This is a genomic window from Methylolobus aquaticus (genome assembly GCF_054172105.1).
On sequence record NZ_JBSYXP010000002.1, the window covers coordinates 66,061 to 93,023 of the forward strand.

The 26,963-nt window shown below is 62.5% G+C and carries 21 protein-coding genes; 7 read left to right on the top strand and 14 right to left on the bottom strand.

What is annotated here, in order from left to right; all coding sequences use genetic code 11:
* Positions 1 to 66: 66 nt before the first annotated feature.
* Positions 67 to 2,022, top strand: a complete 1,956-nt coding sequence (locus tag ACW73L_RS03090) for a cellulose-binding protein (RefSeq protein WP_498919921.1) — start codon at positions 67 to 69, stop codon at positions 2,020 to 2,022.
* Here ACW73L_RS03090 and ACW73L_RS03095 read toward each other — a convergent pair.
* From ACW73L_RS03095 to ACW73L_RS03140, 10 genes are all read right to left on the bottom strand, one after another.
* Positions 1,982 to 2,437: an ATP-binding protein gene (locus tag ACW73L_RS03095; RefSeq protein WP_498919922.1), complete on the bottom strand. Its 456-nt coding sequence runs from the start codon at positions 2,435 to 2,437 to the stop codon at positions 1,982 to 1,984. The genes ACW73L_RS03090 and ACW73L_RS03095 overlap by 41 nt on opposite strands.
* Entirely contained in the window at positions 2,434 to 3,684 is a 1,251-nt protein-coding gene (locus ACW73L_RS03100; RefSeq protein WP_498919924.1) for a PP2C family protein-serine/threonine phosphatase, read from the bottom strand. Before ACW73L_RS03100 ends, ACW73L_RS03095 begins: the two co-directional genes overlap by 4 nt.
* A gap of 8 nt (positions 3,685 to 3,692) precedes the next feature.
* Positions 3,693 to 4,292 carry an acyltransferase gene (locus ACW73L_RS03105; RefSeq protein WP_498919925.1) on the bottom strand — a complete coding sequence of 200 codons (600 nt, stop codon included), beginning with the start codon at positions 4,290 to 4,292 and terminating at the stop codon, positions 3,693 to 3,695.
* A 3-nt stretch (positions 4,293 to 4,295) separates the two neighbouring features.
* Positions 4,296 to 5,297: a glycosyltransferase family 2 protein gene (locus ACW73L_RS03110; RefSeq protein WP_498919927.1), complete on the bottom strand. Its 1,002-nt coding sequence runs from the start codon at positions 5,295 to 5,297 to the stop codon at positions 4,296 to 4,298.
* 20 nt (positions 5,298 to 5,317) lie between these two features.
* Positions 5,318 to 7,453 (bottom strand): GumC family protein, encoded by a 2,136-nt coding sequence (locus ACW73L_RS03115; RefSeq protein WP_498919928.1) that lies wholly within the window; start codon positions 7,451 to 7,453, stop codon positions 5,318 to 5,320.
* Positions 7,454 to 7,461: 8 nt separating this feature from the next.
* On the bottom strand, positions 7,462 to 8,436 hold the full coding sequence (locus ACW73L_RS03120; protein ID WP_498919930.1) for an SLBB domain-containing protein: 975 nt from the start codon (positions 8,434 to 8,436) through the stop codon (positions 7,462 to 7,464).
* Positions 8,437 to 8,637: 201 nt separating this feature from the next.
* Entirely contained in the window at positions 8,638 to 8,979 is a 342-nt protein-coding gene (locus tag ACW73L_RS03125) for an STAS domain-containing protein (RefSeq protein ID WP_498919931.1), read from the bottom strand.
* 49 nt (positions 8,980 to 9,028) lie between these two features.
* On the bottom strand, positions 9,029 to 11,110 hold the full coding sequence (locus tag ACW73L_RS03130) for a hypothetical protein (RefSeq protein ID WP_498919933.1): 2,082 nt from the start codon (positions 11,108 to 11,110) through the stop codon (positions 9,029 to 9,031).
* A 55-nt stretch (positions 11,111 to 11,165) separates the two neighbouring features.
* Positions 11,166 to 14,546, bottom strand: coding sequence for an ATP-binding protein (locus tag ACW73L_RS03135; RefSeq protein ID WP_498919935.1), 3,381 nt, complete (start codon positions 14,544 to 14,546; stop codon positions 11,166 to 11,168).
* Between the two features lie 21 nt (positions 14,547 to 14,567).
* Entirely contained in the window at positions 14,568 to 15,113 is a 546-nt protein-coding gene (locus ACW73L_RS03140; protein ID WP_139556887.1) for a heme NO-binding domain-containing protein, read from the bottom strand.
* Positions 15,114 to 15,331: 218 nt separating this feature from the next.
* Between ACW73L_RS03140 and ACW73L_RS03145 the strand changes: the two genes are divergently transcribed.
* The 3 genes from ACW73L_RS03145 to ACW73L_RS03155 all read left to right on the top strand — a co-directional run bounded on the left by ACW73L_RS03145 (position 15,332) and on the right by ACW73L_RS03155 (position 20,780).
* The gene (locus ACW73L_RS03145) at positions 15,332 to 16,063 is read left to right on the top strand and encodes a glycosyltransferase family 25 protein (protein ID WP_498919936.1); all 732 of its coding nucleotides are present in this window, start codon (positions 15,332 to 15,334) and stop codon (positions 16,061 to 16,063) included.
* Entirely contained in the window at positions 16,060 to 16,959 is a 900-nt protein-coding gene (locus tag ACW73L_RS03150; protein WP_498919938.1) for a response regulator, read from the top strand. The genes ACW73L_RS03145 and ACW73L_RS03150 overlap by 4 nt, the downstream gene beginning before the upstream one ends.
* A 293-nt stretch (positions 16,960 to 17,252) precedes the next feature.
* Positions 17,253 to 20,780 carry a PPi-type phosphoenolpyruvate carboxykinase family protein gene (locus ACW73L_RS03155; protein WP_498919939.1) on the top strand — a complete coding sequence of 1,176 codons (3,528 nt, stop codon included), beginning with the start codon at positions 17,253 to 17,255 and terminating at the stop codon, positions 20,778 to 20,780.
* A 90-nt stretch (positions 20,781 to 20,870) separates the two neighbouring features.
* Here ACW73L_RS03155 and ACW73L_RS03160 read toward each other — a convergent pair whose 3' ends face one another.
* Positions 20,871 to 21,137, bottom strand: coding sequence for a DUF2024 family protein (locus ACW73L_RS03160; protein ID WP_129884806.1), 267 nt, complete (start codon positions 21,135 to 21,137; stop codon positions 20,871 to 20,873).
* A 226-nt stretch (positions 21,138 to 21,363) separates the two neighbouring features.
* Here ACW73L_RS03160 and prfB point away from each other — a divergent pair.
* Together prfB and lysS are read left to right on the top strand one after the other, a co-directional pair.
* A protein-coding gene (prfB, locus tag ACW73L_RS03165) for a peptide chain release factor 2 (RefSeq protein WP_498919940.1) occupies positions 21,364 to 22,462 on the top strand; the annotation gives its coding sequence in 2 pieces (ribosomal slippage) (positions 21,364 to 21,438 and positions 21,440 to 22,462; 1,098 coding nt in all).
* Position 22,463: 1 nt separating this feature from the next.
* A complete protein-coding gene (lysS, locus tag ACW73L_RS03170; protein ID WP_498919942.1) occupies positions 22,464 to 23,954 on the top strand; it encodes a lysine--tRNA ligase in 1,491 nt (496 codons plus the stop codon).
* A gap of 64 nt (positions 23,955 to 24,018) precedes the next feature.
* On the opposite strand, the gene ACW73L_RS03175 is transcribed toward lysS, so the two are convergent.
* A complete protein-coding gene (locus ACW73L_RS03175; RefSeq protein WP_162560044.1) occupies positions 24,019 to 24,162 on the bottom strand; it encodes a hypothetical protein in 144 nt (47 codons plus the stop codon).
* Positions 24,163 to 24,592: 430 nt separating this feature from the next.
* Between ACW73L_RS03175 and ACW73L_RS03180 the strand changes: the two genes are divergently transcribed.
* Positions 24,593 to 24,790 carry a hypothetical protein gene (locus ACW73L_RS03180; protein WP_139556893.1) on the top strand — a complete coding sequence of 66 codons (198 nt, stop codon included), beginning with the start codon at positions 24,593 to 24,595 and terminating at the stop codon, positions 24,788 to 24,790.
* Positions 24,791 to 24,911: 121 nt separating this feature from the next.
* Here the strand turns inward: ACW73L_RS03180 and ACW73L_RS03185 are convergent, their stop codons facing one another.
* On the bottom strand, positions 24,912 to 26,210 hold the full coding sequence (locus ACW73L_RS03185; RefSeq protein ID WP_498919943.1) for a hypothetical protein: 1,299 nt from the start codon (positions 26,208 to 26,210) through the stop codon (positions 24,912 to 24,914).
* A 93-nt stretch (positions 26,211 to 26,303) separates the two neighbouring features.
* Complete coding sequence (locus tag ACW73L_RS03190) at positions 26,304 to 26,717, bottom strand: hypothetical protein (protein WP_498919944.1); 414 nt, start codon at positions 26,715 to 26,717, stop codon at positions 26,304 to 26,306.
* Between the last annotated feature and the right edge of the window lie 246 nt (positions 26,718 to 26,963).

Genomic DNA, 26,963 nt, shown 5'->3' on the forward strand with positions numbered 1-26,963 from the left:
TCGAAAATCAAGGTGTGGCCCGTTCGATACGTTCGGTATCCGCGGCATGAAGGAGGTCGGAAGACGATGATCGCATTCATCGAACAATCACCGCGTTGGGTTCTGGCTCGAGCAGCCTGGATACTTTCGGTGGCATTGATCACGGCCGGGTGCAACCGGACCGACCCCACCCCGGAACAGCGGCCGCTGCGACTCGGCATCAATATCGAAGGCTTGGCGTACTGGGGCACGGAGGCGGCATTCGTCAATCTGGCGAAAATGGCATCGCCCTGGCTCACGCAGTGCGACCCGCGCCAGGATCCCTATTGCGCCGACGGGCTATTCGGGGTTGCCGGCGCCAACAGCTGGAATACCAAGGAACAGGACAAACTGGACCTGGACGAACAGGGCTACCCGAGAAGCCTCCCCGACGTCAGCCAGGGCACCGTCAACCACACCAACTTCACGTCGGTCAGCACACTGATTCCGACGGGCCTCAGCCCGCTTCGCACATCCGGCCGCTTCGTGGTGCGCTACGACGGCGAGGGACGTCTGGTCTACGGCCGCGGCGCCACGCGGAACGCGGCGCTCTCCAAGCCCGGACGGGACGTCCTCGATGTGACCACGGACGGAAATCAGACCTGGTTTCAGCTCACCATCGCCGCGACCGATCCACGCAAAAGCGGGCGCTACCTCCGCAACATACGCATCTTCCCCGAAGGTGGTGCGTGCGCCTCCGATCCCGCCCTCGCCTGCAGCATTTCGGACACCGGAGAAGCGTGCCCGAACAACGGCACTTGCCGATCCTTCGAGGACAGCGAAACCGATCAGCCCTTTCATCCCGCTTTTCTGGCGAACCTGCGCCCGTTCCGCGCGATTCGCTTCATGGCTTTCCAGAACACCAATGCCTCCTGGACCGAACGGTGGGACCAGCGGACTTCGCCCGAGCGCTTCACCTGGGTTTCGGACCACGCTGATGGTGGTCCGGTCGAAATGATCGTGGCTCTCGGCAACCGGACCGGAACCGACATCTGGGTCAATATGCCCACCCGCTCGGATGACGACTACGTACGACAGTTCGCGACCTACGTTCACGACCACCTGCAGCCGGCGCGCCGAGTCTATGTCGAGTACAGCAACGAGGTCTGGAACACCGCATTCCCGGGGGGAGCGTGGGTCGAAGCCAAGGCTCTGGCGCGCTGGCCGAACGCCAAAGACACCCCTTTCGGCAAGCGCCTGCAATGGTACGGCATGCGCGCGGCCCAGATCTGCGACCTCTGGCATCAGGTCTTCGCGGCCGATTCGGCCCGCCTGACCTGCATCATGGGTGCGCAGGCGGCGAACCCCTGGACCGCGAAACAGGCGCTGGAGTGTCCGCTGTGGGCGAGCGAAGCAGGCAATACCCCCTGCGTGAAACACGGCATACAGGGCCTCGCAGTCGCCCCGTACTTCGGTTTCTATATCGGCAACCCCAAGCATCTTCCGGCTCTGCGGTCCTGGGCGGGGCAACCGGGTGGCGGACTCGACAGCGTGTTTGCCGAAGTGTTCGACGGCGGTGAATTCGATGACGGCCCGCAACATGGCGCCTTGAGCCAAGCGAGCGAGCATATGCGGCTCAGCGCGGCCGTCGCCCGCAATCATGGCCTCGAATTGGTGGCTTACGAAGGTGGTCAGCATCTGGTCGGCCTGGCCGAAACGCTCAACGACAAATCGGCGAACGAACTGCTGATGGCCGCCAACCGCGATACCCGCATGGGAGAAGCTTATGCGCTTCACCTCGCCGATTGGCAGGCGGCCGGGGGCGGTCTCTACAACCTATGGAACAGCGTGTCGCCTTACACGCTCTGGGGCAGCTGGGGACTCAAGGAATATCGCGATCAGGCGGACGCTCCGAAATACGATGCGGCCGTGCGCGCGGTAGAGCGCGCCCGGGAAAAGCCGGCGCAGCCGGAACTACCGTCGCAAGCACTCCCGTCGACTGCGATCCCCGAGAGGACCGGCCTCATGCCGCCGGCAGATCCCTCTCCAGCGTCAGCACATTGATGCCGTCCTCGACGCGATATGCGATGCGGTCCATGCAAGCTCGAATGATGGGCCAGCCGCGGCCGCGCTCCTCGGCAGAGTCCGGGAAATCTGCACCGGGCGGCAATGCCATCGGCTCTCCGCGGTCGCGGATTTCGATCCGCAGCCGGTCGCGCTCCTTGTGCCAGACGACCGTGATCGGCTGGTCCGGCTGTTGCCGGTAACCGTGCACGGCAATGTTGCTCAGCACCTCAGCCACCGCCAGCTCGATCTTCCAGGCCACCCCGCTGGCGATCTCGGTCAGATCGCACCAGGCCCGGACCGCAACGATCGCGTAATGGATGGAGCCCAGTTCGCAGGTGAACTCGAGTTGCAGCCGCACCGACGCCGCAACACCCTCCGGCACGGCCCCGATCGCTTCCTTTTCCGTGCTCATGGGCGCTCCAGGACCAGTAAGCTGATGTCGTCGTCGAACTCCGCGACGCCCCGCCATGCGAGCAGCTCGGCTCGAACAGCCGGGATCAGCTGTTCGAGGCTCCGGTCGGCATGCGTGAGCAGCAGGCGCTCCAGCCGTTCCACGCCATACGCTTCGCCCTCGGCGTTACAGCACTCGACGATCCCGTCGGAGTAGAGGACCAGCCGATCCCCCGGTGTCATCTGTAGCTGGATCTCGTCATAGGGCAGATCGGGGAAAAAGCCGATCGCGAACCCGCCGGACCCCACGTGACGGGCGCCGCCGCCATCGCCCCGAACCAGTACCGGCGGCGGATGCCCCGCCTGAACGAAGGTAACGTTACCGGATGGATGATGAATCAGCCCGTAGATCATCGTGAAATAGATGTCACGATCGTCAGCCGACGCGAAATGGGCATTGAGTTCGGCGGCAACCTGAGCCGGAGGCGTCAGAGTAAAGTACGGGGGCGACGTGCTCGGGCGTTTCAGCAGGCTGTAATTTTCCCCGCTGGGGGTAAGGATCTGCGCGACCGAAAAGGAAAACAGCGCCGACGGTACGCCGTGACCGGACACATCGAGGATGAAGAACGCCAGATGGTCCGCGTCCAGCTCGAAGTAACCGAACATGTCGCCGGCCAGCATCTGCGCCGGCAGGAAGAGACCATCGCTGCGGATTCCACCCATGGTCGCCGGAGCCGGCAGCAACGACTGTTGCAACTTCGCCGCCGCATCGATGTCGCGGCACAGTGTGATGTAGATCTTGTTAGCACCGTCGAGCTCGCGGTAGACACTGTCATACCGCTGCTGCAACTCGTTGTTGAAATGTTCCAGAGCCCGGTTCTTCTCAGCGAGTTGTGCCTGAAGTTCGATGAGGCGCTGACCGGCCCTGATCCGGACCTTGAGCTCTTCCGGATCGACCGGTTTGACCAGAAAGTCGTCAGCCCCCGCATCCATGCCGTCGATCAACGACTGTTTGTCGTTGCGTCCCGTCAGCAGGATGAAATAGGTGTAGGGGCGGCTCGCATCCGCCCGCAGCCAGCGGCACAGATCGATGCCGTCCATGCCCTCCATGTTCCAGTCGCAAAGCACCAGGGCCACGGATCGCTGCCGGAGGATCGCCTGCGCCTCGAGACCATCGCGCGCTTCGATGACGTCGAACTGCAGGGTTCGCAAGCGAAGCCCGATCAGCAACAGCGTCGTGGGATCGTCGTCGACGAGCAGAATTTCCATGGCACGGGTCAGCGCGAGTGCGGGTTGGCCCCCCGCATTACAGCACGGGCCGGGATACCGACGACCGTCTCGCCGGCGGCGACGTCACGGGTCACTACCGCGTTGGCGCCGACGACCGCCCCCTCGCCGATCGTAACTCCCGGCAGCACCATCACGCCCCGTCCGATCCACGCGTTGCGCCCAATCCGTATCGGCTTTGCGACGTGGTCCGTGTCGCGCGGCGACTCGCCCGGGACGACACGGTGATTGGCATCGCGGAGGCTTGTGTACTCGCCGATCATCGCCCCATCGCCGATGCTGATCTCCTGGAACGCGACGATATGCACCCCGCGTGAGATCACGACACCATCGCCGATGCGGATGTGCCCGGCCCCCTGCGTCTCCAGATAAAGGTCCCGGTAAAGGTAAAGATGCTTGCCGAAAGTCATCGCCCGCGTGCCATGCAGCTCGGGGCAACCCAGGACCACGGTCGTTGGATCGAGCCGACCGCCCAGGGCGAGGTCCAGCCGGGCGTAGGCCCACAACCGCCCTGCCCCGTCCAGCCGTCCTCTCAGCCACGCCAGCGGCACCAGCAACCGGGCAAGCAGACGTTTCGGGTCAACGGCCATGGCTTATTTGTACTCGATCAGGAACCGGGGCTGCCCGCGCCAGCGGTCCCACCAGTAGCTGAGCTGGCCCAGTGCGATCGGGATCTGCTGGAGATGCGAATGAACGCCGTAGCACATTAGGGTCAGCAGGTCTTGGGACTTCCAACGCGCCTTGTAGGCCGAGCGCAGAACCAAGCCCAGCGCCAGCGTCGCAGCCAGGAGGATCGGCCACCACGCACCGACCAAAAGGCCCATGACCGGCGCAGCGACCACGAGTGCCACCAGCACGGCCGCATGGATCAGGTTGCGGCGCGCATCGCGCACCCACAGCGGAAATCCGCTGCGCTTCAGCCGTTGCGAAACCTCCGCATACGCATAGCCCGCGCGCACCGCGCGCTTCCAGTAAGCCGACCACCGCTCGATCGCCAGGTCATGGCGTGTCATCGGCTGATCGACATGCAGGATGCTCAGACCACGCGCGCGAATGCGCTGACACAGCTCCGGCTCCTCGCCGGCGATGAGTTCCTCGGAAAAGCCCCCAACCGCTTCAAGGACCGCGCGCCGCATCAGTGCGTCTCCCCCGCAGAAATCCGAGGGCCCCGGCGGATAGATCCAGTCCAGGTCCATGACCCGATTGTAGACCGACGCATCCGGCCTGACTTCGCGCCGATGGCCCCAGACCACGGCCACGTCCGGATTCTCGAGTTCCGCCAGAGCCCGTTCGACGAAACCAGGTTCAAGGAGGGTATCGCCATCCAGAAACAGGACGTTCTCCGCGGCAGCCGAACGCCAGCCGGCATTACGGCCGATGGCGGCACTGGGCCGGGTCGGACGAACGGTGATGACGTTCGCACCCAAGGCGCGAGCCCTGTCCGGACTGCCGTCATGCGAGGCCGAGTCCACGTAGATGATTTCGACGGAACCGATCGCGGCAGTCGCCAGGCGGATCGACTCCAGGCAACGAACCAGCCGTTCACCTTCGTTGCGACCGATCACTACGACGGAAAGTGAAGGGGGCACGTTCATCGCATCAGCAGTTTCAACGGTCACACCGGAACGGATGGGGAACCGAGGTTCTTGATCGCGGCGTCTTCCGCTTCCTCGAACTCGCGCACCATTTTGGCATAGTAGCCACCGGCCCAGGTCACCTCAAGGTGCGTGACGATGAAGCTGATGGTCCTCGGGCAGGCGCGTTCCAGGATAGTCGCGGCCCGCCTGAGTTCACCGGGCATGACCTGCATCGCACCGATCAACAGCAGCGTCAGATCGGCTGATCCAGCAAGATATTCCACATCCGCCGACAACAGCACCGGGGGCGCGTCGAGCAGGATGACCCCGTACTGCTGCTTAAGCTCCGCCAGCAAGGCGTCCAGCTTGTGGTAGCCGAACAAATGAGCCTCGGGTGTCAGACCGATCCCGAGCCGGTCCGGCAAAGCCCCCTCCGCCGGGACGATCGCCGATGCCGCCGGAACATCGGCGGCGAGCACGTCGAACAAACCGTCATGCGTGGCCGAGACGCGATACCTCGCATCGGGCTGAACCGGATTGACCTCCACGACCAAGGCCCGCACGCCGAACAAGTCGAATTCCCGGGCAAGGTCGAACGCCAGGGAGGTTACGCCCGCGCCCGCCTTGACCGAGGTCATCAGCATCACATCGGCTCCCTGCTCGCGTCGCTCGCGCTCCAGCGCAAGGCTCAAGCGCCGCTTCTGGTCGGCCAGTACGCGCCGAATGGCCGTGCTGGACGAGTCCGCCAGCAGCGACGCCAATGGCGCATGGCCCAGGATCTTGTGCACCTGACCTGCCGTCCGGATCCGGCGATCCAACAAGTCGATCAGGATGGGAATACCCAACCCCAATGCCAGCGCGGCGAGCAGCGACATCATGAACGGCTTCTTCTTGCCTCCGCCGACCGGGATCTCCGGCGGGCGGGCGGGACTCTCCATCCGGATGAATCCGGGTGCGTTGGATTCGAGCTCCAGGAAACCGATGCGCTTGTCGATCGCATCGAGTTGGGTTCGGTCGCGTTCTATCTCATCCGTCAGGCGGACACCCTCATCATATCGCTCCGCGAACCAGGAAGCCTTCTGGCGACTTTGGTCCAGCTGTTCGCTCAGTTGCCGTTCGATCTGGCGAGTCAGTCTCGCTTCCGACAATCGCTGTTCCAGCAGCATCGCTCTGACAGTTTCGGTCACCTTCTTCGTCTCGCTGCCCAACTCGTTGTCGATCTCGTCGATCTCGCCCTTCACTTGCGCATAAATCGGATGCTCCGGGTTCAGTCCGCTAAATGCTTCCAGCAACTTGGTGCGCCGCTGATTCAGATTGGACTTCAACGTGAACAGCCCTCCGTCCTTGGCGACAAGTTCGCTGGTCGCAGCGGCCAAGGCAGCGGCCCCATCCTTGTTGCGCGTCGCGTCGAAGGCATCGGCGCGAGCCTCGGCCTCCATGCGCTCCCGCGTCGCCTCCGCCAGCGCATTGCGGCTATCGGCCAACAGTTGGTCGAAGGGGTTCACGCCCCTGTCCGAAAAAGTGGTGACTCCGAGCTCCTGCGCGATCTCAAGACGGCGCTTGTTGCTCTTGGTGATCGCACCGACCAGCGTCTCGCGCTGAGACCGCAGGTTGGCGAGGCGCTGGTCGGCCGCATAGAAAAGATCCTCACCGCGGACCTTCATGAGATAGGTGTCCACCACGGAATTGACGACCTCATCCAGTCCCTCACGCTGTGCGGCCTCCAAACCGACCGTGATCAGGTAGGTGTCTTTGATGGCGGTGATTTTCAGCGACGCCTGCAGCCGCTCGGCAGCCCGCCGTTCCGTTTCGCCCGGGAGCTGCCATACCTTGCTTCGCTCGCCCATACGGCGCAACGCATCGACCAAAATGTCATAGCGGCCGATCGTGCGCGACTGCTGTTCGACGAACTGCCGGTAGGCTTGGTAGGACGCAATCTCCTGGCCGCTGCCTTCCTGCAGGATATTGACGAAGCGCGGCGCGACGTAGATGACGGCTGTTACGGCATAGATAGGATCGCCTTTGATCCACGCCACTGGCAGGCCGATGATCAACATGACCGAAGCGATTGCCGCTCCGATCTTCCAGCGCTTCCGCAGACTGTGCAGCGGCATGAAAGCACCGGTCGACAGATTCGGCGGCGGCGTGCCTTCGCTGGGCGGTGCGCTGCTCATGGCTGCCCTCAGGGGAACGCGAAGGCTTTGATCAGGAACAGGTACCCGAATGGATTCATCTGCTGAACGATATAACCGACTTTGGCCACTCCGCTACGCGGCACGTAGAGAATATCGCCTTCTTCTATGGCGACATTTAGTTTTGGATCCGCGCTGAGCAACTCTTCCATCGACAGCGCCAAGTTCACACCCTTGTTGGGACGTATCACGTGAATATCGTCCATATTTGCCTCTCGGCTGGGCCCGCCGGCCTGGCTGAGCGCGTCCATCAACGACATCTGTGGAGTGAGTCGGTAAACACCGGGCTGCTTGACTTCGCCCAACACGAACACAGAGGTGTCGGTACTGTCGGGGATGTAGACGACGTCATCGCGCTGGAGGCGGATATTGAGTGCGGTATCTCCTGTGAGCAGGCGCTTGAGATCGACCCACAGAATCTTTTCGCCACGGATCACCGCGCACCGCGTGAGCACCTGCTCCTTGCGAATCAACGGCAAGCCCCCCGCCTTGGCCAGCACTTCCAACAGGTGGGGAGGCGTCTCGAATGCCAGTGCTCCGGGGCTCTCGACACGTCCGATCACGATGACGCGATTGGAGTTGTACTTGTCGACGCGCACCGTCGAATAGACGTTCCGATAGTAGGGCAGCATCGCTCTTGTGATGGCATCCGCCGCTTCCTGCCGGGTCAGGTTGCGCACCATGATCGGTCCAGCCACCGAGAGTGTGATACGCCCATCTGGGCCGATACGATGAGCCCCGGAAAGTTCAGGGCGCCCTACGACTTCCAGAAACACGTCATCGCCGTCCCCAAGGCGATAATCCGAGGCTTGGTCGGTCTCAGCCTTGAACGCGTTGACGGCTGCGTCAGGGGAAACCTTTGTCGAACGTTTCGGAACTTCGAAGGCTTCGATTGCCCCGGGTTGACCATCGGGAACGACTTCCCAGGCTCCACAGCCCGCCAGCATGAGCGGCACAAATAACATCACCCGAAGTAAAAGCCACCGAACAACGCAGACGGCGAGCGTTGCGCCCCCCGCCGAGAGTATCGTTGTCAGACTGTGATCCGGGAGGAAACATCTCCGGAGTCCCGCGGAGGGTCGACATCTAGCGGACACCTTGCGCTCAACCAAAAACGGCAGATCTGCCGCGCTCAGCGCCATCCCGGTCGCCGCCACAGATTTCGCTCAGGATTTGTTCAGCGCAGCGACCGCAGATTCACGCGTCTGAAAAATCTCGAAGATCTGCTGCAGCCGGGTCAGTTCGATCAGGGACTGGATATTGGCGGTCGGTGCCGCGAGAACCATTCGACCTTGGCGACCTTGTGTCGCCTTGAACGCCGAAACGAGCACGGATAGACCTCCCGAATCCATGAACGTCGTGCCCGACAAATCCACGATCAGTTTGCCCGTACCCGTCTCCGCGATGTCTTTCAGCTTTCCTCGGGCCTCCGCGACCTCCGCGAGCGCCAGCCGGCCTGAAACCTCGACGATGTCGATGCCTTCATCGAGCCGATGGGTCAGTACCATGCCGTTTCTCCGTGTGTAATCGCCAACAGCGAATGATACCAATAATTGCCTAGGTAACGGGAGCATCCCCCCCTAGGGCGGACCCTGATATGGCGGCCTCGCGGGTCTGGTCGGCAGTTCCGGCGATGAGCCGGAACTCGACCGCCAGGATCTCCTCCTCGGCATCGAAGCGGCGTTTGAGCCGAAGCTCCGGCGCGACCAGTACGTCGTAGTGCAGACTGCCGTCGGGTACGTTGCGACCCTGGGCCCGATGCAAGACGAACGGAGCGGCAGCCTCACCACACCAGACGATGCCGAAACGGTCATCGACATTGATCCAGTTTCCGGCAAACGCGGTGCGCTGGATGTCCAAGCCGAGCTGTCGGCCCAGGCGGCTGATGATCCGCGCCAGCAATCCCGACTTGCCTCGGCCGAAAGGATTCGGCGCATCTGGGTCGAAGACGATCTCGGTCGGTCCATCCGGTGCATGGTAGACGCGTCGAAATCCGTTAAACCGGTCATTGGCAATCGCGAGGGTCAACCCCAGGGCGCTGCGAACATGAATCCGCCGTTTCGCCACAAAACGGCAACGGACCGTCGCCTCCCGGGCCTCGGGGTCGACATCGTACAGCAGGTGTTGATCGTACAGTGGCCGCGCCTGATGATCCCGATAGGCGACGATCCCTTCGACACGAAAACCCGAACGGGACGTGGTCATAGACCTTATCGCGACCGAGTGTGCCGGCTCGTCGGCAACGATGCGGCCAAGCAGATTGTTGCCCTGCCACTCCGCCATGTCGTCCGCACCGATGGGGATGAACAAGGCGATCGGGAAGGGTGTGGTGAGGGTACGCCAGGAGAACGAGGCGAAGACATGTTCGCTGCGCGCAAATGCGACACCGCATTCGGGGCTGACATGGCATCCGCCGAGATTCCGTTGCAGCTCCGACAGTGGCGTCGGTGCCAACTGCGGGCGGAGCAGCGCATGTAATCGGTAGGCCAGCGCCAGATTGGCAAAACAGTCGGTCTCGTACTTGGCCGGCTGCCCGTAGCGTATGGGGTCGGTAAAGCGTCGACCGAAGAAAGAACCATCCGGATTTTCGGCTTGCTCGCTCGCCAGGCACTGCACGCGGGCGGACTCGATCGCCCGCGCATCGCCGTCCCGGTAGCGACTCTGGACCAACACGAGCGCCGGCACGATGAAATACAAACCGTAGGTGTAGCGCGCCCAATCCTTGCCGCTCACATAAGCGAATCGGGTGTCCAGAAAGGTGGGTTTGACCCGCCGCCATAGATCCTCGACGTGATGAAAGAGGGCCTCCGGGACTGGCAGCGGCGCATCGCCGCCCGCGAGTGCGTAGAACGTCCAGGCAATCGACTGCAAGGGACTGGCTACGTAGCAGAAATGGTAGGCACCGTGATTCTCCAGCGTGTAATCGCTGTGCAGGTTCGTCGTATACACCTGATCGCGGATGCGGCGACCATCGACCAGACGCTCGTCCCAGCGATCCTGCGGGACGGACAGCGTATTCATCGCGAACTCGATCAGCTTCTCGCGCCACGCGGTGGCGTGCGCGTGCGCGGGGAACAGGGCCAGCGCGGCGGCCAGGATCTCGGTGTCCCAGGCGTTCTCCTCGGCCTTGGTATCTTCGGCCAGGCCGCTCGGCACGATGCGCGGCAACTGAAGATCGGCCTCGAAGACGATCACCCGTTCGACATCGCGCCGCTCGTCCTCGGCCAGTTGCGGCCACAGCAGGCGCGCGCCCATTGCCATCCGCGCCGTCCACCAGGCCGACTGCCAGACGCCACCCCATTGGCCACCATCCCCGCACCGACCCGCCCCGGTCCGATGGCCTTGCGTCATGTAGCGCAAGGCCTTGCGGGCGTAACCGAGCATCTCCTGCTGAACCGGCGCGGCGGCCCCATCCGCGCACTGCGGATCCGTCGCCAGGAGTGCCGCAGTGAACACGACGTTACCCATCGCGCGCATACCGGCTTCACCGTGGGAAGGATCACCGAAGTATTCCGGTTGGCCATCAGGCACCCGCCACCCGCGCCGCAGATAATCCGGGAATCGCCGCAGCATGTCCTGATAGTCGGAAAGGGCCGGGAATCCGGGACGAGAAGCCGAGGCGCTGGATTGCGGTGTCATGAGGTGTGAGGCCCTGGCGACGTGGCGAGCGACCGGTGAATGGGTGACAGATCCGTCATGACGGTTCGACACGTGCGACGGCTGCAGCGGAGGAAGCGGTCCTCCAGTTTTCGAGTTCCTGTGCCGTCGCCGGCCATTCCGCGTCCAGTTCGGCAACCAGCCGGCTCAAACCCGGGCCATCGCGAGTCGAGGCCAACGTCTCGATGGCAAGCGCCTGTTCCGCCAGTAGGATCGCGCCGATCTGGCTGCTGCTGCCCTTGAGCCGGTGGGCAAGCCGGGCCACGCGCTCGAAATCGCCCGCTGGCAGCGCTTGCCTTAGTTCGCGCAAGCTGACGGGCGTGTCGGTCAGAAACACCGTCAGGACCTGATCCAGCACAACGGCCCCCGACTCTCCCAGGTCGTCCAGCAAACCGGACAACACCGACCGCTCCACCCGCACCGGAAACTCATCTGGTGCCGCCACCGGCTGCGGCGTCGCAAGGGCGTCGCGTCTTGGCAAAGGTCCGCCCGCGTGCGTCGGCCGCGATTCGGCGCATCGCGCCAGGGCGTCGCGCAGTTTCTCGAGGCTTAGCGGCTTGCTTAGATAATCGTCCATACCGATGGCCAGGCACTGCTCGCGATCCCCGGCCAGTGCATTGGCCGTGACCGCGACGATATAGGCATGCCCCAGACCGGGATCGGCCTGCTCCCGGCGCCGGATCGCCTCGGTCGCTTGAAACCCGTCCATCACCGGCATCTGGCAATCCATGAACACCACCTCGTAGGCGTGCTGCTGCATCATCTCGAGCGCCTGCTGCCCGTTGGCGGCGCAGTCAACCTGATACGCCAGCTTTTCCAGCATCATCACAGCGACGCGACGATTGACTTCATTGTCCTCGGCCAACAGGACGCGGCATGCCGGAGTCTCCCGTTCGGGGCGAGGTTCTGCTGATGCGGGCAGTTCCGGATCGGCACGGGAGACCGCGCCCTGCCCCCTGTCGCCGGCGGGCTGAGACACGAAAGCCGAGAGACAATCGAACAACTGGGAACGGCCGACGGGTGCAACCAGATAAGCGTCGACCAGTGAATCCAATTCATCGTGCTCGTCCGGCAAGTCGCCGGAATGCGTCAAAAGGACGAGCCGGGCCAGACCACGAGCCCGAATGCGCGTCGCGGATTGCACCGACATCAACGCTTGCTCAACGAGGATGATGCCGGAATGCCGCTGTTCCGGCTCCGTGGCACTACAGGCGGAAATCGCCTCGTCGAGGCTGCGGACCGAGTGGCAGTCGACGAACCAGGACGCCAGGGAATTTTCGAGCGTTGCGCGCAGATCCTCCTGGTTCACGACCAAGCAGACCTTCGCACCCTGGAACATGTTCACATTGGCGCGTGCGGCGGCTTTTTCCGCGGGCACCAGAGTCACCTGGAACCAGAAGCAGGAGCCCTTGCCCGGTGTGCTCTCGACCCCGATATCTCCCCCCATCAACTGCACCAGCTTGCGGGAGATTGCGAGCCCCAGGCCGGTACCACCGTAGCGCCGGGACGGGGTTGCGTCACACTGGCTGAAGGGCTGAAACAAATTGCGCTGTTCGCGTTCCGGGATACCCGGGCCGGTGTCGAGAACCTCGAACCGCAGCGTGACGAGATCGCGGTGAGCATTCAGCCGCATGACGTGCAGCGTGACCTCCCCGCTCTCGGTGAACTTGACCGCGTTACTGAGCAGATTCAGGACCACTTGCCGCAGCCGGCCGGCATCCCCCCGCAGCGCTCCACTGAGTCGGGGATCGCAGCTCGACTGCAGACGCAGACCCTTCCGCCGGGCTTCGGGCCGGACGACATCAAGCGCCTCGCTCAATAGCGGAGCGAGGTCGAAGTCGTCTTCCTCGAAGCTGATCGTCCCCGACTCCACCTTCGAGAAGTCGAGGATGTCATTGATGATTCGCAGCAGAGCGGAAGAACTGGTCTGGATAGTCTCGACCATCTCCCTTTGATCGGGCTGCAAATCGGTATGCGACAGCAGTTCCGTCATCCCCAGCACGCCGTTCATCGGCGTGCGGATCTCGTGGCTCATGGTCGCCAGAAACTCGCTCTTCGCGCGGTTCGCCGACTCGGCCGCCTGCGCGGCATCCAGCATGATCTGTGCCGCCTTCCGCCGTTCGGTGATGTCGTTCAAGGTCCCCGAGACACCGCTCAGATCGATGCTGGCGTGCGCGGAGAATTCGACCCAACCGTAGCGCTGCGGGTGCATCCTGAGACGGCATTCGTCCAGGAAGCTGGCAGACCCGTCACCGTCGACCACGTCCGCCAACGAGCGGCGGAAGCGCGCACGATCATCCGGATGCAGAAAACTGACGATCGTCTTGCCAAGACTCTCGTCGACTGCCTGACCGGTGATCCGCGTCCAGGCCGGGTTCAGGAACGTCAGCCTCCCCGCTGCATCGGTCTGAAAGACCACCTCGCGGAGGCTGCCGACCAACAAACGGTAGCGGATTTCGCTGGCCTCGAGCGCGGCGGCGCTCAGGCGCCGTTCGGTTACATCGGACTCGATACCCATGAAATTCACGACGTTTCCGTCTTCGTCGCAAATCGGCTGGACCTCGATGGAAACCCAATACTCCCGCCCGCTCTTGTGGTAATTGAGCAATTCACAACGGAAGCCCTGCCCCGCCCTGAGCCGGGCGCGGATTTCCTCCAAGGCATCGCGGTCCGTGCCGGGCCCCTGCAGCACGCTGCCCGGCGTCTTGCCGCGCATCTCCTCCAGCGTATACCCGGTCATCCGTGTGAAGCCTTCGTTGACCCATTCCGTGCGACCGAGCGCGTCGGTCAATACCACGCCGTTGTCCGTGCCGGCCGCGACCAACGCCAGCTTGCGGGTCTCTGCCTCCTTGGCCTGCAAGCTGAGCTGGGCCTCCTGCAGCAATGCGTACTGCTGATTCAGGGCCGCGTTGGTCTCGCGCAACTGGGCCCGCTGGGCAGTCAGCTTGTCCGCGAGTTTGCGCACGTCGGCCAGCGCCATGGTGTGGGACCTCACCACTTGGAGGAGATCGATGACCGGGTCGTGCAGCGGGAAATCCTCGACCGAAAGCCCGTGGGATCGGATCTCTGCCGTGTCCGTTAACCAAGGCGACCAAATCATCAGCAAGCAGCCATTTTCCGGCTGTTCCAGTACATGTCCCCGCAAAGTCAGTTCGGACCCGATGCGCTGCCACAGCAACAGCTTTCCCGCCGACTCGCGCAACGCCGCGAACCCGAGCACAACCTGCGGCCGCTTCAAGGCAAAGAAGGTGGTCAGCACGGCACCGACCGGGACGTCCGGGCAAAGTCGACGAAACGACCGGCCGGCGCTGGAGATCGTCATGTCGCTGTCGATAGCGACATGGAAAGGAAACAGGGATTCAAATTGCTCGCTCGACAGGCCTGGCGCAGGCTGCGATCGATCCCCGGTCGAAGTCATGGGTCCGCTCGGGAAATCGAATCAGGGCCACGCGAGCAGGAAAACATCATGATCCGCGCCCGCGTCCCGGCTCTGTTCCAGGGTCACGGACAGCTCGGTGTCGAAACGCGCGCCCAGACCGTGCAGCAAACCGACCAGGAATGCGGTCAGACCCGAGCGGTGGGTCCGATAGTGAAGGCGAACCGAGTGTTCCGTCAGATCGGTGCATTCGAAGATCGGAGGCTGGAGTTTCGGGAATATCATCGCGACACGGGTATGAAAGCTGGGCAAATTCGACAAAAACTCCGGCAGCGTGTCACCGCAGGCGTCGAGTAACTCGCCATAGCCTTCCCGTGCCGTGCAGAGAATCCAGTGGCGGCCAAAATCTTCGAGGAGAGCCTGGGCCGGGAGCCCGGTGACCTCGGCTGCCGCCGTCACCAGGCCGAATGACATTTCGTCCGGGTATGGGTCATTGCTGACGAACACGTCCACGTCGACCCCGGCGCGCGTCTTGATCTCCTCCCAGACGGCATCCCCCAGGCGCGCGCACACCATTTCTTCAAGTGCCTTGTTCACCATTCCATACATGGCCCGAGCTCCCATTTCGCCGGCATTCAAACGTTATTGTGAACCAAGCGGAACCTGTGCGCCATGCGAACACCGTCCGCGCCAGCGCGCTTCCTCGCCGTAACGTTCCGTGGCAAACTCCCACGCGCTGATCCGGGCTTCACCGCCCCCACTCCCCCTCCCGGCGAGCCCAAGCCGGTTCGTGAGCACATATGCCGTAGGCAACGGAGAATCTTTCCATGACGCTGTTGGATTACTTCGACCGCTGCTATGTGGTCAATCTGCCCGAGCGGGCAGATCGGCGGCGGGAAATGCAACAGGAACTGTTCGACGCGGGCATGCCGTTCGCACCCGGCCGCGTCGAGTTGTTTAGCGCGGTGCGCCCGCCGGATGCGGGCCTCTTCCCGAGTCTGGGCGCGCGCGGCTGCTTCGAGAGCCACCACCGCATTCTGCGACAAGCCCGCACGGAGGGTCTGCGCAATGTCCTGGTGATGGAGGACGACCTCACCATCGACCCGGGGCTGAAGGCTCATGCCGCGGAGATGATCGAGACGCTACGGACCAATGACTGGGGCTTCGTCTATTTCGGACATGCGCTGGAACAGGCAACGCTTTCCGGCCGCCCTGCTCTGCTGCAGCCCTACTCAGGCCCGCTGATGACGACCCATTTTTACGGCATCAACGCAGCGATCTTCGACCGTTTGCTGGACTTCTTCGATGCCCTGCTGCAACGCCCCCCAGGCCATCCGGACGGCAGTCCCATGCATGTCGACGGTGCCTATTCCACCTTTCGCAAGCAGAATCCCGACGTGCTGACCTTGATCACCGTGCCCAGCCTCGGCGGTCAGCGCAGTTCGCGCAGCGACATCTACCCGAATCGGTGGTTCGACCGCTGGCCGGTGTTCCGCGAACTGGCAGCGATGGCGCGCCGCGTCAGGTCGCGATGGAAAGCCGGGCGGCGCTCCCCATGACCCGCCCGCGCGTTCTCTTGGTAGAAGACGAGGAAATCATCGCCCTCGTCATTCAGGACAATCTGATCGACGCCGGTTTCGATGTCGTTCTGGCGGGCGATGGACAAGAAGCGTGGGAACGGCTCGTGGCCGGCGATCATGCTTTCGAGACCATCCTGCTCGACTGGGAAATGCCGCGGCTCGACGGGATGCAGTTACTGCGACAAATCAAGGCCATGCCGGAACTGATGGACATTCCGGTGATAATGGAGACCGCTGTCACCGACCCGGCCAGCATTCAGGAGGGCCTGAACGCCGGGGCGCATTATTATCTGACGAAACCCTTCGACCCGAAGGTATTGATCAGCGTCGTCCGGGCCGCGACCGCGCAATTCCGTGAACATCGGCAGATGCTCGACCGGGTCCGACTGGCGCACCGGCCGTTCCAGCATCTGGAGAGCGGCATCTTCCGTTTTCGTTCGATCGAGGACGGGTGCCTGCTGGCCGATTTTCTTGCTGCGGTATGCCCCGAACCGGAGACCGCGATCCTCGGCCTGCGTGAATTGCTGATCAATGCCGTTGAACATGGCAATCTTGGCATCAGTTACGCCGAGAAAAGCCACCTGCTCTTCAACGACACCTGGCACGAGGAAATCGATCGTCGCATGAATCTGGACGAGAACCGCGACAAGCGGGTCCGTCTGCATTTCGAGCGTCGCCCTACCCAAATGGTCATCACGATCACCGACGAGGGGCAGGGCTTCGAGTGGCGAGACTATCTCGACTTCGATCCCAAACGCGCCTTCGACCTGAACGGTCGCGGCATCGCGCTGGCGCGCGCCAAGAGCTTCGACACCCTCGAGTATCAGGGCAACGGGAACAGCGTCGTGGCGACGATCCGGCTGCCCTCCCGCTGACGAAACGCCGGACCAGAGCCGTCGAGATAAAACGCGTTTTCGCCTGCCCTCACCGTTGCGGATCGCGGCGCCGAGATGCCGGGACAGGCAGAGCGCACCCAGATGGCGCAGCCTGACGCCGCGAGCCCCAAAAGCGATCAGCTAGAGGTTACGGTCTCACAGCGAGTCAGACGCTTACGGAACGGCGCAAAAACTGCTTAGCGCTTAAGGAATATCGCTGGAACCCATCAAGCGGTCCCTGAGGTCCAGCCCGCAAGCTTCTGAAACCGTACGAAAGTCGAGGACACTCAACCGTGGACGTCAAAAAGGCCATCGGGCTCACGCCTGCCGACTTGAACCCCGACGAATCGCGGCTACGCCGCCGTCACTTCCTGAACATTAATCTGACCCTCGCCGCGGCCGGTCAGCCGATCTGCCAACAGGTCAATACCGGCGATTTCATCAGCGTGGCCGAGGATCTCGTTCACTGCTACCGCGCCCAGTCGCGTCTCGTGCCCGACTACCTCTGTCCTGCCGACCAGCGCATCCAGACTTTCCTGGACGCCTATCTGGCCGATCTGCGCCTGCCGAATCCGCTGCGCCTGCCATCGAACACGCTAATCCTGCACCGGTTCGGCATCGCACGCGAACTGTCGTTGCCGCCGGATGGGGACCGTTTCGAATCGGATATCATCAAGAGCTACCGAGTCCGCCAGGGCGTGCTCCACAACACGCTGCGCGACCGTCGCACCACGAAGGGCTCATTCCATATCGCCGAGGGGGGCCTGCCGATCCCCAGCGACAAGCGCGCCGTGCCGAAATTGGCCTTCGCCCGACTGTTGCAGGCAGCATTGAATCCTCCGCGCGACTTGCTGGGGCTGCCCTTCACCTGCCGCGAGGAAGAGCCGGCCGAGATTTTCGTATCCCTGTTGCTGCGACCCACGGTCAGCCCCGCCGTGCCGGGAGTGCTGCCGGAAAAGAGCATGGAGATCCGCTTCTTCGCTCCGGGCGGCATGGTATCCAACCTCGACTTCGTAGAGAGCATCTTCGGCAACGCCGGCAATCCCCACCTGCCGGAAAACGACGCCGGGCTGGACATCGACCACTGGACCGGGCATACCGGCTGCATCATTCTGGCTCCGCATCTACTCGGCATGACCAAGAAGGAACTCGGACTGCCGCGCTACAGTCAGGCGACCGAACGCCAGCGCGCCGACCGAATGTGCTGGCAGGACGAGAGCGAACTGTACAACGACGGCGAACCCTACAAGATCACCGCGCGTGATGCTTCGGGAACCATCGTCACGCTGATTACCGACAACTACTTCGGGTACTGCAAGAAAGAGGTCAAGACCCAGATCAGTTTTTCCGCGAATCTGTTCGGTCTGGCCGAAGAAGAACATGCCGGCGGAGCGCTGACCTTCGCCAGTCACAATCATGGCGAGGAATTCGGGGCCGACCCCCGGATCCGCCTGACCGACCACAACTTCGCCGATGTGAAGGCCCGCTTCGGCGACATCATGGACATCCAGCCTGAAGGCTATGGCATCGACAAGCGATTCCCACAGTTGTGCTATCTGCCGGAGGACATGCAGGTCGATCTCAACAATCAGCGCATCAGTTGGCGGTTGGGTGACAGCACCCAGCGAATCCCGCTCCGCCCAGGCCAGGTCTACATGCATCCGACCGGCTACAAGATCGAGATGCGCAAACATCCTTCGGCACCGTCGTGGCGACTGGTCGGCACCGATGCCGAGGGACTGTTGTGCCACAAGCCCTGCACCGTTTCCGGCGGCGGCAAGTCGGAGATTTCCAAGTCCATCGACAACACGATTCTGTTCGGACCGGTCTTCGTCGCCGATCTGGAGCAGGATCTGGATTTCGTCGAATCGCTGTGCAACCGCGACTATAGCGATCGCTACCGGCCGGGGATGGGACCGGACTACAGCAAGCGTCGCTGCACCCCGCTGCTGAGTCCGAAGCGCAGCCTCGGTTCCGTGATCAAGCTGCTCAACCCGTCACCGAGCACCTTCACCGACGACTATAACGCCTGGCTCGAAACGATCCCGACGCGCATCAAGTCGATCGTTTTCATGATCAAGCGCTTCTATCGGCCCGAATGGGGCACCGACTGGCGCAGGCATTTCGCTACCGACATCGTCAACGGCAGTCCCGGTCATGAGTTGAAGATGGACGACCGGGCACTGGTCGCGTCGTACCTGCGTATCGGTTTCGAACAGAATGGCTCGTGGCGCGTGTTCAAGCTGCGTCAGGACTACATTGCCGCCGAAAAGCTGCAGATGGAGGACGACATCACGGCTTCGGTCGTGATTCCGACCCATCAGTTGCGGAATCGTCCCCCGGCAATCGTGAATCCCAGCGTCAAGCTGACCCACAACTGCGAATACCGCCTCTTCCAGCGCCCCGACGACGCCGTGCACCGTGGCCTAGACCTGCAAGCCGAGCGCGATCTCACCCAGAGCGGCAACTTCATCTCCAATTTCGAACCGCTGGGAACGCGCGAGGTGCAGTCGTTGGTGGACGACGTGATCGGCTTCAACCAGTACAGCCCGCCGATGCAGGAATTTCTGCAGGCTGCGGTCAAGTCCGGGGAGGGTTTCGCGGTCTCGTCCGCACATCCACGGATCGTCGACGGAAAGCCGAGCAAGAATCCGCGCTATCTGCAGTTACGGCAGGATCTCGAAGACGAGTTCAAGCCTTATCTGGCCGAGATGGGGGCCCGCCTGAGCCGACGTATACCGCTGCACGAACCGGTAATGTGGCCGGTCGGCGCCGTGCTGGCCGGCCGGCGCAACAATCCGCCCGACTGGAAGTCCGGAATCCGACCGCTGTGCGTCTACAGCCCGATCCATTATCAGGAGCTGCCCGAACTGTTCATGGATTTCATCTGCAGCCTGACCGGCAAATCGCCGTCGACGACGGGGGCGGGCAGCGAGGGCGCGCTGACGAAGGGTCCATTCAATGCCCTCCGGGCGACCGCCGACCTCAACGCAGCGCTGGTGTCCTACATCCTGACCGGCTACGGGGGCTTCAGCACCGCAGCGGGGCATGTGGGACCCCACTTCCGTGTCGATCACGACATCAGCCTGCTGGCGCCCGAAATCTGGTGCCGCCTGTCACCCCAGGCTCAGGATCCCGACTACCTGATCCGAGAAGGCTACCTGGAACCCGTGCTCGATTTCGAGCACGAGGGGAAAACCGTCCTGGCCAGTCGGCTCGGCTACCGCATCACCAGTCATTTCGTGCACCACCACTTCGGCAAGTTGTTCGACACGCCGTCGCTGGTGCTGACCGAGGAAATTCTCAAGCCGGAGAAGCAGGACCTCGCCTGCTTCGTGGACGGCATTGCCAACATCGTAGAAACCCAGCGGCGCGTTGCTCAGGAGTATCTGGACGACGGCAGTATCGACGAAGCCTGCCCCCCGCTCCGCGCGCTGCTCTACATCATGGCAACGGGGAGCTACGAAGGCAAAGGCGCGCATCACCCGGCGATCCGAGCGATGTTCACTCGAGAGAATCTGCTGGGGTCGGCCTGGTACCGGGAGCGCTTGCGCACCAAACAGGAGCGAGACATCGATCTGTGGCGCAAACACGTGCTGTACCTGGAAAGCTTCCTGGACCAGCACCACCACACGCCCTACGCGGAGAAGCTGCGGATCATCGAACGCCTGGAAAGAGCGCGCCGTACCCTGGCCGAAGTCAGCGACGCCGCCTACCCGGACCGGCTCGTCGGGACGCTGGGAGCGGATCCGATGACACCGCGGGCTGCCGGGCGCAAGACCTCGGCTCGGCGGAGCCGCGACGCCACGGCCGAAGCCTGAGCTCGGAACGAGCCCGGATGCCGCGCCCTGCAACGGAAAGGCGCGGCCCCTGGGCACGCGGGTACTGCGATACCCTGACGCCTCCGCCGGCTAGTGCGGGCAGCCCTCGAGCTTGATGATCGCGTAACCCTGGCTTGCGACATCCCGCCTGACGTCCTCGGGGGCTTCCACCGAGCTGTGACAAAAGCAGCAACTCTCCGCTCTGACCGCAGCCGCGGACTCGCCGATGCCGGCGAGCCAGTCGCGAGCGTGAGCCAGGGCTTTTTCCTGGCTCTTCTCTGACAGGACGACGTCGAAATGCAGAATGCGGCCATTGCCGCTGACGGCATAGGTATCGAAAACATGGAACTGGGTCATGGGGTTCCTCTCGTGAGTGCTCGGCAAAGAACGAGCGCCGGCGACCAGAGGCCTCTCGATGCTGGCTCCGACGCTTTCTGGTTCGCTATCGAAACTATATTGCCGCGATTGATCTTTCGTGTCAATCACGCTGCGCGACGCAGTGCGGCGGATCCATCCTCTCCGACGTTTCTCACCAAGGCATCAGCTCGTGTAACATTAAGGGCTTTTGCAAGCGGCCGCCACCATGCGCGAACTCAACCCCCTCTACCAGCAAACCAAAGATCTCAAGAGCCGCATCGACGCTCTTAGGGGGTACCTTTGACTTCGACATCAAGCAGGAACGCCTCGACGAAGTCCTGAAGGAACTGGAAGATCCGAAGATCTGGGACACTCCCGACAAAGCGCAGAGCCTAGGCCGGGAACGCACGCAACTCGAAGGGGTCGTCCATCGCCTGATTCGGCTCGGGCAAGGGGTGAGCGACGCCGCCGACCTGCTCGAACTCGCAGTCGCCGAGGATGACGAAGACACCGTGGAAACGGTCGCCGCAGACCTGGATGCGGCGGAAAAAGAGGTCGCCGGACTCGAGTTCCGGCGCATGTTCTCGCGCGAAGCGGATCCGAACAACGCCTTCCTGGACATTCAGGCCGGATCGGGCGGCACCGAAGCCCAGGACTGGGCCGAAATGCTGGAGCGCATGTATCTGCGCTGGGGTGAGCGCCGCGGCTTCAAGACCGAACTGATCGAGGAGTCTCCGGGGGACGTCGCAGGCATCAAGAGCGCGACGATCCGCTTCGAAGGCGACTATGCCTATGGCTGGCTACGAACCGAAACGGGCGTCCATCGGCTGGTGCGGAAATCGCCCTTCGATTCGGGCAACCGGCGGCATACGTCCTTCGCGTCGGTCTTCGTCTCGCCGGAAGTGGACGACAGCATCGATATCGACATCAATCCAGCGGATCTGCGCGTCGACGTCTACCGTGCCTCAGGCGCCGGCGGGCAGCACGTCAACCGCACCGAATCGGCGGTCCGGATCACCCATAATCCGTCCGGCGTCGTCGTGCAGTGTCAGAGCGAGCGGTCACAGCATGCCAACCGCGACCGCTGCATGAAGCAACTCCGCGCGAAACTGTACGAGCTGGAGATGCAGAAGCGCAACGCCGAGAAGCAGGCCCTGGAGGCGACCAAATCCGATATCGGCTGGGGCAGCCAAATCCGCTCGTACGTTCTGGATCAATCGAGGATCAAGGACTTGCGTACCAATTGGGAAACCGGCAATCCGCAGGCCGTGCTGGACGGCGATCTGGATCCCTTCATCGAGGAAAGTCTGAAAAGCGGCTTGTGACATGAGCGATACCCCCGACGACAACAAACTGATCGCCCAGCGACGCGAGAAGCTGGCGGAACTCCGCCAGGGCGGCGTGGCATTTCCGAACGACTTCCGGCGCAACACGCTGGTCCAGGCGCTGCATGAACAATACGGCGAAGAGGACGGCGCGACGATCGAGACGCGTCAGGTCCGGGTCAAGGCCGCCGGAAGACTGATGGCCAAGCGTCTGATGGGCAAGGCCAGCTTCACCCAGATGCAGGACATGTCCGGCCGCATGCAGGTGTTCCTGCAGAAGGATGCCCTGCCGGATGGCGTCTACGAGCAGTTCAAGCAATGGGACATCGGCGACATCGTCGGGGTCGAAGGCACGCTGTTCCGGACCAAGACCGGGGAGTTGTCGATCAAGGCCACCGACATCCGCCTGTTGACCAAATCCCTGCAGCCCCTCCCCGAGAAGTACCACGGGTTGACCGATACCGAGACCCGCTACCGGCAACGCTACGTCGACCTCATCGTCAGCCAAGAAACGCGGCAGGTGTTCCGTCGGCGTGTGGAGATCATTCGCTATATCCGGAATTTCCTGAGCGACCGGGGCTTTCTCGAAGTCGAGACCCCGATGATGCAGCCGATACCCGGTGGCGCCCGGGCCAAGCCGTTTGTGACGCATCACAACGCCCTGGACATGGATTTATATCTCCGGATCGCGCCCGAACTCTACCTGAAACGGCTTGTCGTCGGGGGGTTCGAGAAGGTGTTCGAGATCAATCGGAGCTTCCGCAACGAGGGTCTGTCGACAAAGCACAACCCCGAATTCACGATGATCGAGTTCTATCAGGCCTATGCGGACTATCGCGACCTGATGAACCTGACCGAGGAATTGCTGCGGGGCATCGCGACGTCGCTGTTCGGCACGACGCTGCTCGAATATCAGGGTCATCCCTACGATCTGGGACCTCCTTTCCGACGCCTGTCGGTCCTGGAGTCCATCCTGCTCTACAACCCGGACATCGCGCCGGGCGACCTGGCCGACCGCGAAAGTGCCGCGGGCATCGCGCGGGGGCTGGGAATTTCCGTGGCCGCCACCGACGGTCTGGGCAAGATCCAGACCGAGATCTTCGAGAAAACGGTCGAACATCGGCTGATGGAACCGACCTTCATCACTGCATACCCGGCCGAGGTGTCACCCCTGGCGCGCCGTAACGACGAAAACCCGTTCATTACCGACCGCTTCGAGTTTTTCGTTGCCGGGCGGGAACTCGCCAACGGTTTCTCGGAGTTGAATGATCCGGAGGATCAGTCCGCCCGTTTCCGCCAGCAGGTCGAGGACAAGGCGGCCGGCGACGAGGAGGCCATGCATTTCGACGCCGACTACATTCGCGCGCTGGAATACGGGTTGCCGCCAACCGCCGGTGAAGGCATCGGCATCGACCGGCTGGTGATGTTCTTCACCGACTCCGCTTCGATACGGGATGTCATCCTGTTCCCGCAGATGCGTCCGGAGCTCTGAGAAAGCGGCGCCGACAGCAGGGCGGCCTCCAGCGGCCGCTCGCGGATTCCCAAAAGCGTCACATTCAGACCAGAACCAGCAATAGCAGGGCCCCGGTCCACAGAAACATCCACCCGCCCATTATCGACATGGCTTTTGCGATTTCCGCAGGAGTCTCAACGATGCTCAGCGCCTGCATGGTCACGCCTTGGCGTTCTTGACTGTTCATGATGGCTTCTCGCGTCTCGTCCATTTGCTCTCGATATTGCATGATTCATACCCGCCCCATCAGGCGCTTCGAGGAGGGACGCCGATCGGGTAGCTGCTCCTTGCCATTCAGCTGGAAGCCCGCAAGCCCCAAGGTTACCGCTTGAGCCGCCCACCGTCCACGGCCGGCGACCACGTCGCCCAGGCCGGCGCGGAGTCCGGAGACGCAGACGTGTCGAGCTGATCGTCGCGATGACGTAAGCGATGGGGATCTGCCGCTGCCGACTGCCGCACACGGACCACATGGGGAATTTTTCACTGCCGACACCGAGACGCCTGTCTATGATTGCTCGCAGGCAAGACAGGGAGAGCAACACGAATTGAACCCTTTCCGTTTTTAGCTTTCCTAGACTTTGCTCGAAAGACGTAGCCAAGCAAAAAGCATTACGGCCATGAACAACGAACAACTGCAACAACAACGACTGGAACGTCTCCACAAGCTCGTTGCCTGGGTCAATGAAGGGTACGGGAATGCGCTCCGCCTCTACGGCGCGAACCATCCGCTTACCCGCAGTTGGCTGAAGGAAAAGCTCGATATCGAGTGGTTTACCGAGCATGAGGAAGACAGCCAGCATCAGACTTTCGCCTGATACGCGATAATCACGTCGCCAGACTCCGCGAGTGAGTGGCCGCTTTCGGGAGCTCAACGTCGCCAGGCCGCTCGCTAACGGGGCGCTCCCGCGGATCGGCCCGTCTGACTACGCCATCCGTTCAGAGCTCGCCGCTGATCCACAGCATCACTTCGTTCGCACCGCGCGTGTCCTGATTCACCAGGTTGAAGCTGTGCGCGTAATCGAGCATGACCATCGTGTCGCCTATGAAACCGGTGCTGAGGCGCGCCCCCATCCACGGCAGCAACTCGTTCGAGCGCCTGAGCTCGCCGCTGGCGGTCGGACGATACGGATCGAGGTAACCGACGCCGCCATGCGCGGAAAGATAGGAGAACCAGCTCAGCTCCCATCGGTACTCCAGCGCTCCGATCAAATAGTGTTCGGGATAGAATTCCCAGATCGATGTACCGGGCAGCACGGGCATGGCCGAGGCTCCGTATTCCATTCCCATCGCATTCGGCCCTCCGCCCACCCGGATCGCATTGAACCGGTCGACATTGTGTCCCACTGCGCCGTGCAACCAAGCCACCATGCGATGCCGCTCGCTGTCCACGAATGGGACCCCGCCGCTAGCCACGGCATAGGCATTGAAAATCGAATAGTGCTGACCTTCGTTCCTCGAGAAAGAATACCCAGGGGTTCCCCAGTCGTCCCATTGGGTCCGGAAGCCCTGCACGAAGTCGGCACCCGCGGCATAACCGTCATGCGGTAGCGACAGCAGGTTCCGCTCCAGGCCATCCCAGCGCACCACCAGCCGGTTACGTAGTTCGAAAGTACTGCGGGGCAGCACCATGTCGGCAGCCGTCTGACTGCTGCGGCCCGAGTAGAAATATCCGGGCTCGACCACCCAGTTGATCTGCCACATGTTATCCGAGCGTCCGTTCTCCAGCGACTGGCGATAGCCGAGCGTGAAGCCTGGGCGCACGAATCCCCAATAGATCTGCTGTGACTTGTCGGTCACGCCGTCATAAACCTCATTCCAGGCTTCGGGCAGCGTGAAGTTGTTAAATGTGAAACCGAACTCGAAGTTGCCCCAGTCCTCGGGCTTCCGACTCCAGAAAACGTTGTTGTAGACGCCGGCGATCTCAGCCCGATAGAGATGCCGCTCGTCGGGATGCCGCCACAGGTACAACGCTCCCGCCGGCAGCACCAGCCGACCCGTGGGCGCAGGCGCCTCGAACTGGGCACCCAGCTTCCACGCGGTCACGTGACGCGGATCCCGTGCCGGAACGACGACTTCCTCGCCAAAGAGATGGGTCCGGAAGCCCTCGCCCAGGCGGGGTGTGCGATACGAGTCTGCTGCCGGATCAAGCTCAGGCAGTTCCCGGAATGACTGGCTGTGCTCACCCCGAGGGATATCGGCCAGGCTGGTGCCTGCCGCCAGGGCGGTCAGCAGCACCAGACTGCGAGCGGTTTTTCCTGTTTTTTTAGATACTTGAAGTGTCGAGGGGAATCTGTTTCGCACGGCGCCACCTGCCCGTCGAGCACTCCATCAGGCGAATCCATACAGGGCCAAAGCAAGGCCCGTGGCCGCCAACATCGCCGCGCGGGCCACAGTCTGGAAATGTGCGAACCGCAGGACAGCCATGGAGAGAGGCGCCACACTCCGGAGCAATTCGACACCCTTGGTCGCGCAGCGCCAGAGCCGCCGTACCGCAAGACTCAAGCCCACCAGCAGCGCGCCCATTCCACCCCAGGCAACGATTACCTGCGCCGTGCGATGCGAAAGTCCGAATACGCCCTCGAGTAGGCTTTTCAGGGCGATCTCGATCCATCCAACGATGACATGCAACAGGGTACCGAGCGCCGACAGGGTCGCGTCGGGAAAGAACCACAACATCGCCGTCAGAAGACCCAGCCATAGCGCACGGGATCGAAGGGCCCCCGCCAACGCTAAGGTACTCATCGCCGACCATCGATTTCCACTGACGCCTGACTTCATGAATGCCTCCCGTCCGTTCAGCCATAACGCCCCGAGGCCCATCCGGCGCGGAGCGCAAGTCGAAATGCCAATCATCGTGCGCCGGAGCAGGCAGTGATAACGGGTCTGCAGATCCCCAACCGCGGGGAAGTTGATGGCTACCGGCCACGAGTTGACAAGACACTATCAGCCGGAAAAACGTTGATCAAATAGATACTATCGAATTTTTAC